This window comes from Serratia sp. H402Y (genome assembly GCF_051172415.1).
GTDB classification, from domain to species: Bacteria; Pseudomonadota; Gammaproteobacteria; order Enterobacterales; family Enterobacteriaceae; genus Serratia; species Serratia ureilytica.
In genome coordinates, this window is the sequence record NZ_JBPIYZ010000001.1 from 1,007,130 (window position 1) to 1,019,868 (window position 12,739).

The 12,739-nt window shown below is 58.6% G+C and carries 12 protein-coding genes; 10 read left to right on the plus strand and 2 right to left on the minus strand.

All coding sequences use genetic code 11. The features are described 5' to 3' along the window. Positions 1-59: 59 nt before the first annotated feature. Positions 60-3,428 (minus strand): ribonuclease E, encoded by a 3,369-nt coding sequence (gene rne, locus ACSBQS_RS05000; RefSeq protein ID WP_089194554.1) that lies wholly within the window; start codon positions 3,426-3,428, stop codon positions 60-62. 552 nt (positions 3,429-3,980) lie between these two features. Between rne and rluC the strand changes: the two genes are divergently transcribed. Beyond that, complete coding sequence (gene rluC / locus ACSBQS_RS05005) at positions 3,981-4,940, plus strand: 23S rRNA pseudouridine(955/2504/2580) synthase RluC (protein WP_004927787.1); 960 nt, start codon at positions 3,981-3,983, stop codon at positions 4,938-4,940. A 6-nt stretch (positions 4,941-4,946) separates the two neighbouring features. On the opposite strand, the gene ACSBQS_RS05010 is transcribed toward rluC, so the two are convergent. Further along, positions 4,947-5,528 carry a Maf family protein gene (locus ACSBQS_RS05010; RefSeq protein WP_072055804.1) on the minus strand — a complete coding sequence of 194 codons (582 nt, stop codon included), beginning with the start codon at positions 5,526-5,528 and terminating at the stop codon, positions 4,947-4,949. Positions 5,529-5,669: 141 nt separating this feature from the next. On the opposite strand from ACSBQS_RS05010, the gene yceD reads away from it, so the two are divergent. The 9 genes from yceD to pabC all read left to right on the plus strand — a co-directional run bounded on the left by yceD (position 5,670) and on the right by pabC (position 12,733). Continuing rightward, positions 5,670-6,191 (plus strand): 23S rRNA accumulation protein YceD, encoded by a 522-nt coding sequence (gene yceD / locus ACSBQS_RS05015; RefSeq protein ID WP_004927780.1) that lies wholly within the window; start codon positions 5,670-5,672, stop codon positions 6,189-6,191. Between the two features lie 16 nt (positions 6,192-6,207). Further along, positions 6,208-6,375 (plus strand): 50S ribosomal protein L32, encoded by a 168-nt coding sequence (rpmF, locus tag ACSBQS_RS05020; protein ID WP_004927778.1) that lies wholly within the window; start codon positions 6,208-6,210, stop codon positions 6,373-6,375. Positions 6,376-6,386: 11 nt separating this feature from the next. Further along, entirely contained in the window at positions 6,387-7,421 is a 1,035-nt protein-coding gene (gene plsX, locus ACSBQS_RS05025; protein WP_071841648.1) for a phosphate acyltransferase PlsX, read from the plus strand. Between the two features lie 6 nt (positions 7,422-7,427). Next, positions 7,428-8,381 (plus strand): beta-ketoacyl-ACP synthase III, encoded by a 954-nt coding sequence (locus ACSBQS_RS05030; protein WP_033642683.1) that lies wholly within the window; start codon positions 7,428-7,430, stop codon positions 8,379-8,381. 18 nt (positions 8,382-8,399) lie between these two features. Further along, positions 8,400-9,329, plus strand: coding sequence for an ACP S-malonyltransferase (gene fabD, locus ACSBQS_RS05035; RefSeq protein WP_033642684.1), 930 nt, complete (start codon positions 8,400-8,402; stop codon positions 9,327-9,329). Between the two features lie 11 nt (positions 9,330-9,340). Beyond that, the gene (fabG, locus tag ACSBQS_RS05040) at positions 9,341-10,075 is read left to right on the plus strand and encodes a 3-oxoacyl-ACP reductase FabG (protein WP_004928729.1); all 735 of its coding nucleotides are present in this window, start codon (positions 9,341-9,343) and stop codon (positions 10,073-10,075) included. 154 nt (positions 10,076-10,229) lie between these two features. Continuing rightward, positions 10,230-10,466, plus strand: a complete 237-nt coding sequence (acpP, locus tag ACSBQS_RS05045) for an acyl carrier protein (RefSeq protein WP_004719003.1) — start codon at positions 10,230-10,232, stop codon at positions 10,464-10,466. A gap of 82 nt (positions 10,467-10,548) precedes the next feature. Beyond that, positions 10,549-11,790 (plus strand): beta-ketoacyl-ACP synthase II, encoded by a 1,242-nt coding sequence (gene fabF, locus ACSBQS_RS05050; RefSeq protein WP_033642685.1) that lies wholly within the window; start codon positions 10,549-10,551, stop codon positions 11,788-11,790. 145 nt (positions 11,791-11,935) lie between these two features. Beyond that, on the plus strand, positions 11,936-12,733 hold the full coding sequence (pabC, locus tag ACSBQS_RS05055; RefSeq protein ID WP_342162889.1) for an aminodeoxychorismate lyase: 798 nt from the start codon (positions 11,936-11,938) through the stop codon (positions 12,731-12,733). The last annotated feature ends 6 nt before the right edge of the window (positions 12,734-12,739 follow it).

A 12,739-nucleotide genomic window follows, 5' to 3' on the forward strand; every position in this document is an offset into this window, starting at 1 on the left:
CTTTTTGCAGGCAAGAAAAAACCCGCCGTCGGCGGGTTTTTTTAGGGGGGCAGATTAACTTATTCGTTAACCGGCTGCGGCTTGGTGGCCGGCGCGGTGGCCTGGCTCACTGCAGAGTGACCACCGGCTGAACCTTTGCCTTCAAAGTTGAAGGAAGGGCGCTGCCAGTCGCTGTGCTTGCGTTCTTCCGGCACGTAGGCCGGCGCAGGCGCTTTGGTCATCGGCGCAGTGGCGATGTGTTTGTACAGCGCGTCCTGCACGGCTTTCACCGGCGCCGGCTGCTGAGCAACCGCAGGCGCAGGCTCGGCGGCCGTTGGTTCCGGCGCTTTTTCTACCGGAGCGGCTGCCGCTGCAGGTGCGGCTTCTACCACTGGCGCTTCTTCCGCCGGCGCGGCTTCTACCGGTGCAGTTTCGACCACAGGCTCGTCTTCCGCTGGCTTAGCTTCAACCACTGGCTCTGCCGCTACGGTTTCAGCTACCGGCTGAGCTTCCACTGCAGGGGCAGTCTCTTCCGCTTTCGGTTCTTCAACCGCAACCGTTGCCGGGGCGGTTTCCACCGGCGCCGGGGTTTCCTCGGCCGGGGTGGCAACAACCGGCGCTACGACTGCCGCTTCTTCCGTTACGGTGACGGCGGCAGTTTCAACGGCGGCTTCTGGTGCCGGTTCGTTGACGCTGGCCGCGGCCTGAGTTTCTTCCACGGCAACGCTGTGCTGTTCAACCGCTGCGGCGACAACCGGCGCCTGCTCTACGGCTTCGGTTTGCACTTCGGCTTCTTCAACCTGAGCGACCGGGTAGCTTACCCAGACTTTGCCTGATGCCATTTCCGGAGAAGCGAACGCGCCCACCAACGGCATTGGGGATTGCAGAGGGTAACGCTCGTCGCGGTAACGACGGCGACGCTGGCCGCTGACGCGCAGGTGACGCGGTGAACGACGGGAACGACGCGGCATGCCTTCGCCGTTGCCGCGGTTTTCGCCCTGGGCATCGTCTTCCGCCTGAGCGGCAACGGTTTCCGGCAGCAGCTTCACGCTGTCGTCGGCGGTTGGCTGCGCATCTTCGGCTTTCGCTACCGGCGCTTTCGGCGCCAACAGCTCTTCCGCTGCGCGCTGCAGCTCTTCTTCCGCGGACAGGATGCGCACTTTCTGCGTCAAAGGGCGGCGCTGACGGCGCTGCATGTTCTGCTGCTGGCGTTCTTCCTGCTCTTCGTCGGTGCTCTCGACCGCGTCAACGCTTTCCAGCGCTTTCACTTCCTGCTGAGCCTGGCGTTTCTCTTCCTGACGACGACGCTGGCGTTCAGCACGCTGTTCACGGCGCTGCTGCTGATCTTCGCGCGGCGCTTTAGCGCTTTCTTCCGAGGCAGTTTCCTCCGCTACCGGCGCGTTCTGCTGCTGGTTGCGGCGGTTACGGCGCTGCTCATCGCGGGATTCACGCGATTCACGGCCTTCACGGTTCTCACGCGGTTCACGGTTGTCGCGTTCGCGATTGTCACGGCCTTCACCGCGCTCTTTACGTTCGCCGCGTTCCGGACGATCGCCACGGTCGCTACGCTCACCGCGCTCTTTACGGCCGGTGCCTTGACGGCGCTGACCGCGACGATCCTGACGACGGTTTTCACCGTTGCCTTCCGCCTTCGGCGTTTCGGCCGGTTTGGCTTCTTCGACGGCAGGTTGTTCTTCACCGGCGAACAGGCTCTTCAAACCACCGAACAGGCGGCCCAGGAAGCCCGGCTTGGCGGCGGCCGGCGCTGCGGCTTTAGCCTTGGCGGCTGCAGCGACAGGTTTGGCAACGGCGACGGGTTCTTCAGCCGGCGGCGGCACATCGGCGGACAGGGAGAAGGAAGCCAGGGCCGGTTGCTCCGGACGCTTGCGTTCCATCGGCGCATCTTCCAGCGGACGCTCCATGTCTTCTTCGTGCAGTTTCGGCAGCAGGTAGCTGAGGGTAGAGGTTTCCTCGCCCTTGCGTACGCGCAGCACCGAGTAGTGCGGGGTTTGCATTTCATCGTTCGGCACGATGACGGCTTTCACGCCACCCTGACGTTTTTCGATCGCGCTGACGGATTCACGCTTTTCGTTCAGCAGGTACGAAGCGACCTGAACCGGTACGATAGCGTGAACTTCTTTGGTGTTTTCCTTCAGCGCTTCTTCTTCGATCAGGCGCAGGATGGACAGTGCCAGCGATTCGTTGTCGCGGATGGTGCCGGTGCCGTTACAGCGTGGGCACACGTGGTGGCTGGATTCACCCAGCGACGGGCTGAGGCGCTGACGCGACATTTCCAGCAGGCCGAAACGGGAGATGCGGCCGATTTGGATGCGCGCGCGGTCTTGACGCACGGCGTCGCGCAAGCGGTTTTCCACTTCGCGCTGGTGGCGTACCGGCGTCATGTCGATGAAGTCGATGACGATCAGGCCGCCGAGATCGCGCAGGCGCAGCTGGCGAGCGATTTCGTCCGCCGCTTCCAGGTTGGTGTTGAACGCCGTCTCTTCGATGTCGCCGCCGCGGGTTGCGCGTGCGGAGTTGATGTCGATGGCGGTCAGCGCTTCGGTGCTGTCGATGACGATCGAGCCGCCGGACGGCAGGCGCACTTCGCGTTGGAAGGCGGATTCGATCTGCGATTCGATCTGATAGTGGCTGAACAGAGGAATTTCACCGCTGTACAGTTTGATTTTGCTGCTGAAATCCGGGCGGCCCAGCGCGGCGATGTGCTCTTTGGCCAGATCGAGAATTTTCGGGTTGTCGATCAGGATTTCGCCGATGTCCGGGCGCAGGTAATCGCGGAAGGCGCGCACGATAACGTTGCTTTCCTGGTGGATCAGGAACGGCGCAGGGCGGCCTTCGGCGGCTTTTTTGATCGCTTCCCAGTGCTTCAGACGGAAGGAGAGATCCCACTGCAGCGCGTCGGCGGATTTGCCTACGCCCGCGGTGCGAACGATCAGGCCCATGCCGTCCGGCAGTTGCAGCGAAGAGAGCGCTTCTTTCAGCTCGGTGCGATCGTCACCCTCGATGCGGCGAGAAATACCGCCGGCGCGCGGGTTGTTCGGCATCAGCACCAGATAGCTGCCCGCCAGGCTGATGAAGGTGGTCAAGGCGGCGCCTTTGTTGCCACGTTCTTCTTTGTCTACCTGAACGATGACTTCCTGGCCTTCGCGCAGCACATCTTTGATGTTCGGGCGGCCATGGGAAGAGTAATTGCTAGGGAAGTATTCGCGGGCGATTTCTTTAAGAGGGAGGAAACCATGTCGTTCTGCGCCGTAGTCCACGAACGCTGCTTCAAGACTTGGTTCAATGCGGGTGATTTTGCCTTTGTAAATATTCGCTTTTTTCTGCTCATGACCCGGACTTTCGATATCCAAATCATACAGCCGCTGTCCATCTACGAGGGCAACACGCAACTCTTCCTGCTGAGTTGCGTTAATCAACATTCTTTTCATCTTAACTTACTCGTTATTTTTACATTATCGACAAAGCTGCGGGCAAAATAACCTCATGGCCGGAGTTAAACCGAAAGCCCCGTGTCTTCTCGCAAAGCCGTCAACCTCACGGTTGTCGCCTGCATAGGGGCGCATTATCTCGGTAAGCCTGCTTTTCTTTGTGAAAGACAGCACTTTTACTAGGGGAATAGCCTCTGATTTACGTCGACAGATCTGATTCCATTTGCCGGCCAAGCTGCAACCCGCAGCCCGCTAATTGTTTGATTTCGCATTACGTCTTACGCCATTGCTGCGTTTTTGCGCGATCAGACAAATTTTATAATTCCACCGTTTTCCCTGTTTAACGAGAATCAACGCGGAAAGTGACTGCATTATTCCACTGCTGATGCCGTTATAGCAAGGTGACTTTTCCTTAACTGCGGAAGAAATCGCAAACGTTCAAATCGGCTTGCTGCCTTATTGTCCGCTGGGGTTTCGCCCGCCGTCAGAGAGACAGTTAAGCACAGAAAAAGATGTGGCGCTATTCACGCGCTCTATTTAGAATCCCGCACCATGAAAACGAACAATCCAGCAGTACAATTCATCACGATTTCCGACGACGAAGCCGGTCAGAGAATCGACAACTTTCTACTCGCTCGCCTGAAAGGCGTGCCGAAGAGCATGATTTATCGCATCGTGCGCAAAGGCGAGGTGCGGGTTAATAAAGGGCGCATCAAGGTCGAATACAAATTGGCGGCCGGCGACGTGGTGCGCGTGCCGCCGGTGCGCGTGGCCGAGCGCGAAGAGGCGCCGGTGTCGGCGAAGCTGGATAAGGTGGCGGCGCTGGCCGACTGCATTCTGTATGAAGATGACCACCTGCTGATCCTCAACAAGCCTTCCGGCACCGCGGTGCACGGCGGCAGCGGCCTGAGCTTCGGCGTGATTGAAGGGCTGCGGGCGCTGCGCCCTGAGGCCCGTTTCCTGGAGCTGGTGCATCGGCTCGATCGCGATACCTCCGGCGTGCTGTTGGTTGCCAAGAAGCGTTCCGCGCTGCGTTCGCTGCATGAGCAACTGCGGCTGAAGGGCATGCAGAAGGATTATCTGGCGCTGGTGCGCGGCCAGTGGCAGTCCCACTGCAAGGCCGTACAGGCGCCGCTGCTGAAAAACATTCTGCAAAGCGGTGAACGTATCGTGCGCGTCAACAGCGAAGGCAAGCCTTCGGAAACCCGCTTCAAGGTGGAGGAGCGTTACGAATTCGCCACCCTGGTGAAGGCCAGCCCAATCACCGGGCGTACCCACCAGATCCGCGTGCACACCCTGCATGCCGGGCATCCGATCGCCTTTGACGATCGCTACGGCGACCGCGAGTTCGATCGTCAACTGGCGGGTACCGGCCTGAAGCGTCTGTTCCTGCACGCCGCGGCGCTGCGCTTCGAGCATCCGGCCACCGGCGAAACGATGCGTATCGAAGCGCCGATGGACGAAGAACTGCGTCATTGCCTGCAAGTGCTGCGCCGACAGGCCGCCAAATAATCCGCGTCACACCAGCGGGTTGATGCCTTCAGCCCGCAACATCGCCAACAGCGCGATCAACGGCAGGCCGACCAAGGCGTTCGGATCCCGGCCTTCCAGCCTGTCGAACAACGCGATCCCCAATCCCTCGCTTTTGAAACTGCCCGCGCAGTTCAGCGGTTGCTCCAGACGCACATAGGCGGCGATCTCCGCTTCGCTCAGCGCGCGAAAATGCACGTGGAAAGGCTCGCACAGGGCCTGCAGCTGCTTGCTGCGGCCGTTGTACAGCGCCAGGCCAGTATAGAAGGTCACGGCCTGGCCGCTTGCCTGGCGCAGCTGCGCGCGGGCGTTTTCCTCGGTATGGGGCTTGCCGGTGATGCTGCCATCGATCACGCAGACCTGATCGGAACCGATGATCAGATGCTCGGGGTAGGCGAGGGCCAGCGCCTGAGCCTTCGCTGCCGCCAGGCGCAGCACCAGCGCTTCCGCGCCTTCGCCCGGTAGCGGGGTTTCATCCACCTCCGGCGCGGCGCAGTCGAACGGCAGCTGCAGTTTCTCCAGCAGCATTTTTCGATAGGGGGAGGTGGAGGCTAAAAGCAATCTCTGCATAATTTTTTTCGCAAACCGTAGCGTAAATGGGTACGGCATTTTAAACTGTCGGCCGCTGTGGAAGCGAATATTGGTGAAAGGAGCCGTTTTACGGCCTTTTTCTTTGACTCTATGTCGTTACAAAGTTAATATGCGCGCCCTATGCAAAAGGTAAAATTACCCTTGACCATTGATGCGGTACGTACCGCTCAGAAACGCCTGGACTATGCTGGTGTCTATGCGCCTGAGCAGGTTACTCGTGTTGCCGACTCCGTGGTCAGTGTGGACAGTGATGTTGAGGTGTCGTTGTCGTTTAATATCGACAATCAACGCCTCGCGGTGATAACAGGGCATGCGGACGTCACGGTAACGTTGATGTGCCAACGCTGTGGAGTCCCGTTCGAACATCAGGTTCACACAACATATTGTTTTAGCCCGGTCGTCAATGATGAGCAGGCTGAGGCATTACCGGAAGCGTACGAACCGATCGAAGTTGACGAGTTTGGCGAAGTCGATCTGTTGGCAATGATTGAAGACGAAATTATTCTTTCACTGCCTGTCGTTCCGGTACATGAATCTGAACACTGTGAAGTGTCCGAAGCGGACATGGTATTTGGCCAACTGCCTCCCGAGGCGGAGAAACCGAATCCGTTTGCCGTATTAGCCAGTTTAAAGCGTAAGTAATTGAGGAGTAAGGTCCATGGCCGTACAACAGAATAAACCAACCCGTTCCAAGCGTGGCATGCGTCGTTCTCACGATGCTCTGACCACGACTACTCTGTCTGTAGACAAAGTATCCGGTGAAACTCACCGTCGTCACCACATCACTGCCGACGGTTTCTACCGCGGTCGCAAGGTTATCGGCTAAGTAGCGATACCTTGACTCGTCTAACCCTGGCGTTAGATGCAATGGGCGGGGACTTCGGTCCCTGCGTCACAGTGCCTGCTTCGTTGCAGGCACTGGCCTCTAATTTACAGCTTCATCTCTTGCTGGTCGGTAATCCCGACGCCATCTCCCCTTTGCTTGCCCACGCCGATCCGGTTCTTCTGGAGCGTCTGCAAGTCGTGCCCGCCGAGTCTGTGATCGCCGGCGACGCCAAACCCTCACAAGCGATACGCGCCAGCCGCGGCACGTCGATGCGCATTGCGCTCGAACAGCTCAGCAGCGGCAACGCGCAGGGCTGCGTCAGCGCCGGCAATACCGGCGCGCTGATGGGATTGGCGAAGCTGTTGGTCAAGCCGTTGGAGGGCATTGAGCGCCCGGCGCTGATGACGGTGATCCCGAACCAGCAGCGCAGCAAAACCGTGGTGCTGGATCTGGGCGCCAACGTCGAGTGCGACAGCACCATGCTGGTGCAGTTTGCCGTGATGGGCGCGGTGATGGCGGAAGAGGTGATCGGCATTGCGCAACCGCGGGTGGCGCTGCTGAATATCGGCGAAGAAGAGACCAAAGGCCTGGATAATATCCGCGAAGCGGCCGCTGTGCTAAAAAATACTCCGGCAATCAACTATATTGGTTACCTGGAAGGAAACGAACTGCTCACCGGCAAGACCGATGTGTTGGTCTGCGACGGCTTCGTGGGCAACGTCACGCTGAAAACCATGGAAGGGGTGGTCAGGGTGTTCTTATCGCTGCTGAAATCGTCCGGCGATGGAAACAAGCGAGCCTGGTGGCTGAAATTGTTGGGCCGTTGGTTGCAAAAACGGGTGGTCAAGCGGTTCGGCCACCTGAACCCCGACCAGTATAATGGCGCATGTCTGTTAGGATTGCGCAGCACCGTAGTCAAGAGCCACGGCGCTGCGAACCCTCACGCGTTTGCAGTCGCAATCGAACAGGCTGTGCAGGCGGTGCAGCGGCAAGTCCCGGAAAGGATTGCTGCGCGCCTTGAGGCTGTATTACCTAAGAGTGACTGATCGTACATGTATACAAAGATTCTCGGTACGGGGAGTTATTTGCCCGTACAAGTGCGCACCAATGCTGATTTGGAAAAAATGGTGGATACCTCTGACGAGTGGATCGTCACGCGTACCGGTATTCGCGAACGTCGCATCGCCGCTGCGGATGAAACCGTCGCGACGATGAGCTTCCAGGCCGCTGAGAAAGCGCTGGAAATGGCAGGTGTGGCTAAAGAAGACATTGGGCTTATCGTCGTGGCGACCACCACGACGACTCACGCGTTCCCGAGTGCGGCGTGCCTGGTGCAGCAAATGTTGGGCATCAAAGACTGCGCGGCGTTCGATCTGGCTGCGGCCTGCGCCGGCTTTACTTATGCGCTCAGCGTGGCCGATCAGTACGTGAAAAACGGCGCGGTCAAACATGCGCTGGTTATCGGCGCGGACGTCTTGTCGCGCACGCTGGATCCTGAAGATCGCGGCACCATCATTCTGTTTGGTGATGGCGCAGGGGCGGTGGTGCTGGGGGCTTCTGAAGAGCAGGGCATTCTGTCTACCCACCTGCATGCCGACGGCAGCTACGGCAGCCTGCTGACGCTGCCTTACAAGGATCGTCAGAATCAAGACAAGCCGGCCTATGTCACCATGGCGGGCAATGAAGTCTTCAAGGTTGCCGTCACCGAACTGGCGCGCATCGTCGATGAGACGTTGCAGGCCAACAACATGGACCGCAGCGAGCTGGATTGGCTGGTGCCGCACCAGGCCAACCTGCGCATCATCAGCGCAACGGCGAAAAAACTGGGCATGGGGATGGACAAAGTGGTGGTGACGCTCGATCGTCACGGCAACACCTCTGCCGCCTCGGTGCCTTCCGCACTGGACGAAGCCGTGCGAGACGGGCGAATTCAGCGTGGCCAGCTGGTGCTGCTGGAAGCCTTCGGCGGCGGCTTTACCTGGGGCTCGGCGCTGGTTCGTTTCTGATTTGAACAGGAATAAAAAATGACGCAATTTGCTTTTGTTTTCCCGGGCCAGGGGTCACAGGCCGTTGGCATGCTTGCCGAATTGGCCGCACAGTTCCCGATCGTCGAAGAGACTTTCGGCGAGGCCTCTTCCGCGCTGGGTTACGATCTGTGGCAGCTGGTGCAGCAAGGCCCGGCGGAAGAGCTGAACAAGACCTGGCAGACCCAACCGGCTCTGCTGGCGGCTTCCGTGGCGATTTTCCGCGTGTGGCAGCAGCAGGGCGGTAAAGCGCCCGCATTGATGGCTGGCCACAGCCTGGGCGAATACTCGGCGCTGGTCTGCGCCGGCGTGCTGGACTTCAAGGCGGCGATCCGCCTGGTCGAGCTGCGCGGCAAGCTGATGCAGGAAGCGGTGCCGGAAGGCACCGGCGCTATGTACGCCATCATCGGCCTGGACAACGACGCGATCGCCAAGGCGTGCGAAGAGTCCGCGCAGGGACAGGTGGTTTCTCCGGTCAACTTCAACTCGCCGGGCCAGGTGGTTATCGCCGGCAATAAAGAAGCGGTGGAACGTGCAGGCGCCGCCTGTAAAGCGGCGGGCGCCAAACGTGCACTGCCGCTACCGGTGAGCGTGCCTTCGCACTGCGCGCTGATGAAACCGGCCGCCGACAAGTTGGCCGTGGCGCTGAAGGACATCACCTTTAACGCGCCGCAGGTGCCGGTGGTGAACAACGTCGACGTACGCACCGAAAACGATCCTGAAGCGATCCGCAGTGCGCTGGTGCGTCAGCTGTACAGCCCGGTGCGTTGGACCGAGAGCGTAGAATTTATCGCAGCACAGGGAGTGACGTCGCTGCTGGAAGTGGGGCCGGGCAAAGTGCTGACCGGTCTCACTAAACGTATTGTTGACACCCTGACGGCTGCGGCGGTGAACGACACCGCCAGCCTGTCGGCGGCGCTTGAACAATAAAGAGGAAAATGATGAGCTTCGAAGGTAAAATCGTTCTGGTCACCGGCGCGAGCCGCGGTATTGGCCGAGCTATTGCAGAAACGTTTGTGGCCCGCGGCGCCAAAGTGATCGGCACCGCGACCAGCGAGAGCGGCGCTGAAGCGATCAGCGGCTACCTGGGCGCAAACGGCAAAGGGTTTATGTTGAACGTTGTTGATGCGCAATCTATCGACAGCGTGCTGGCATCGATTCGCGCCGAATTTGGCGAAATCGACATTTTAGTGAATAATGCCGGCATTACGCGTGATAACCTGCTGATGCGTATGAAGGATGATGAGTGGGAGGATATCCTCGACACTAACCTGACTTCCGTATTCCGCCTGTCAAAAGCGGTAATGCGCGCTATGATGAAAAAGCGGTTTGGCCGTATCATCACCATCGGTTCCGTTGTCGGCACCATGGGGAACGCAGGGCAGGCGAACTACGCGGCGGCTAAAGCCGGTCTGATTGGTTTTAGCAAATCTTTGGCACGTGAAGTTGCTTCTCGTGGCATTACGGTCAACGTCGTGGCACCTGGCTTTATTGAGACGGACATGACACGGGCGTTGACAGATGATCAACGCGCAGGCATTTTGTCATCAGTTCCAGCCAACCGGCTGGGCGATGCTAAAGAAATCGCCAGCGCTGTTGCATTTTTGGCCTCTGATGAGGCCGGCTATATCACCGGTGAAACGTTACATGTCAATGGCGGCATGTACATGATTTAAAAAATGTGAAAACCATTTGCGTTATTTGAGGCAAAAACCGCAAAATAGCGTAAAATCGTGGTTTGACCAGCCGGGATTTAGTTGCATCTTTTTCAGCATTTTATACACTACGAAAACCATCGCGAAAGCGAGTTTTGATAGGAAATTTAAGAGTATGAGCACTATCGAAGAACGCGTTAAGAAAATCATTGTTGAGCAACTGGGTGTTAAACAGGAAGAAGTTTTGAACAACGCTTCTTTCGTTGAAGATCTGGGCGCTGATTCTCTTGACACCGTTGAGCTGGTAATGGCACTGGAAGAAGAATTCGACACCGAGATTCCAGACGAAGAAGCTGAGAAGATCACTACTGTTCAGGCAGCTATTGATTTCATCAACGCTAGCCAGCAGTAAGAGAACATATCTAGGCGGTCGTTCGACCGCCTAAGTTTTTTCTATCCCTAGTGTCATATTTTTCCCTCCCTGGAGGACAAACGTGTCTAAGCGTCGAGTAGTTGTGACCGGACTGGGCATGTTGTCTCCTGTCGGCAATACGGTAGAGTCCACGTGGAACGCTCTTCTTGCCGGTCAGAGTGGCATCAGCCTGATCGACCATTTCGATACCACTGCCTATGCGACCAAGTTTGCTGGCCTGGTAAAGAATTTTAATTCTGAGGATTTCATCTCTCGCAAAGATGCGCGCAAGATGGACGCCTTTATCCAGTACGGTATCGCTGCCGGCATGCAAGCCATGCAGGATGCAGGTCTGGACATCACCGAGGCTAACGCCAGCCGCATTGGAGCCGCGATCGGTTCCGGCATCGGCGGCCTGGGTTTGATTGAAGAAAACCACAGTTCACTGGTTAACGGTGGCCCACGGAAAATCAGTCCGTTCTTCGTGCCTTCCACCATTGTGAATATGATTGCAGGTCACCTGACAATCATGTACGGCATGCGTGGCCCAAGCATTTCCATCGCCACCGCCTGTACTTCAGGTGTACACAACATCGGCCATGCCGCGCGTATCATTGCTTACAATGATGCGGATGTGATGCTGGCCGGTGGGGCAGAGAAAGCCAGCACCCCATTGGGCGTCGGCGGCTTTGGCGCAGCGCGCGCCCTGTCCACCCGTAATGACAACCCGCAGGCGGCGAGCCGTCCGTGGGATAAAGACCGCGACGGCTTCGTGCTGGGCGACGGCGCCGGCATGATGGTGCTGGAAGAGTACGAACACGCGAAAAAACGCGGCGCGAAAATCTACGCCGAAGTGGTTGGCTTTGGGATGAGCAGCGATGCTTATCACATGACGTCACCACCGGAAAACGGCGCTGGCGCTGCGTTGGCGATGGAAAATGCCCTGCTTGACGCCGGTGTGACCCCGTCACAAATCGGTTACATCAACGCACACGGCACCTCTACGCCAGCGGGCGACCAGGCGGAAGCGCAGGCGGTGAAATCCGTGTTCGGCGCTGATGCCCAGCGTGTGCTGGTGAGTTCGACCAAATCGATGACCGGCCACCTGTTGGGTGCGGCGGGCGCGATCGAGTCCATCTTTACCGTGCTGGCGCTGCGCGATCAGGCGGTACCGCCAACCATCAACCTGGATAACCCGGATGAAGGTTGCGATCTGGACTTCGTGCCTCACGAAGCGCGCCAGGTCAGCGATATGGAGTACACCCTGTGTAACTCTTTCGGCTTCGGCGGCACCAATGGCTCGCTGATCTTCCGCCGAGTGTAACTCGCGCGGTTGTTCGCTGATGAAAAGCCCGGTTTTTTAACCGGGCTTTTTTACGCCTGGCGTCCGGCCGTCAGCAGGGCTGCGTATTGCCTCGCCGCCTGCTATTCTGCGAGCGTAATGAAATTACCCGGCGACAGGAGGAAGCATGTACTGGATTAACGGACAACGCCACGATGCGCTGGCGCCGAGCGATCGTGGTCTGCAGTTCGGCGACGGCTGCTTTACTACCGCCCGGGTTATCGACGGTAAAATCGAGCTGCTGCCCTGGCATCTGGAGCGGCTGCAACAGGCGGCCCAACGGCTGATGCTGCCCGCCACCGATTGGCCGGCTTTCGAGCGCGAGATGGCGCAGGCGGCAGAATCAATTTCGCTCGGCGTGGTCAAAGCGATACTGACGCGCGGCAGCGGTGGACGAGGCTACAGCCCGACGGGGTGCGAAAACCCGACGCGCATCGTCGCCCGCAACAGCTACCCTGCGCACTATTTGCAGTGGCGCGAGCAGGGCATCACACTTGCGCTCAGCCCGGTGGCGCTGGCGCGCAATCCGCTGCTGGCGGGTTTGAAGCATTTGAACCGCCTGGAGCAGGTGCTGATCCGCGCGCATCTTGACCAGACGGCCGCCGACGAGGCGCTGGTGCTTGACACTGCCGGTATGCTGGTGGAATGCTGTGCGGCTAATTTGTTCTGGCGTAAGGGAAAAGCGGTGTTTACCCCGGATCTGAGCCAGGCGGGCGTCGCGGGCCTGATGCGGCGACGAGTGATCGCGCTGCTGGCGGGATCGGAATACCGTCTGCACTGCGTCAGCGAGCCTCTGGAGACGCTGGCCGATGCCGACGAAGTCCTGGTGAGCAACGCGCTGATGCCGCTGCTGCCGGTAAACGTTGCTCAATCATGGCGTTATCATTCGCGCCAGCTGTATGATTTTTTGCGTCCACACTGTTAACCATGG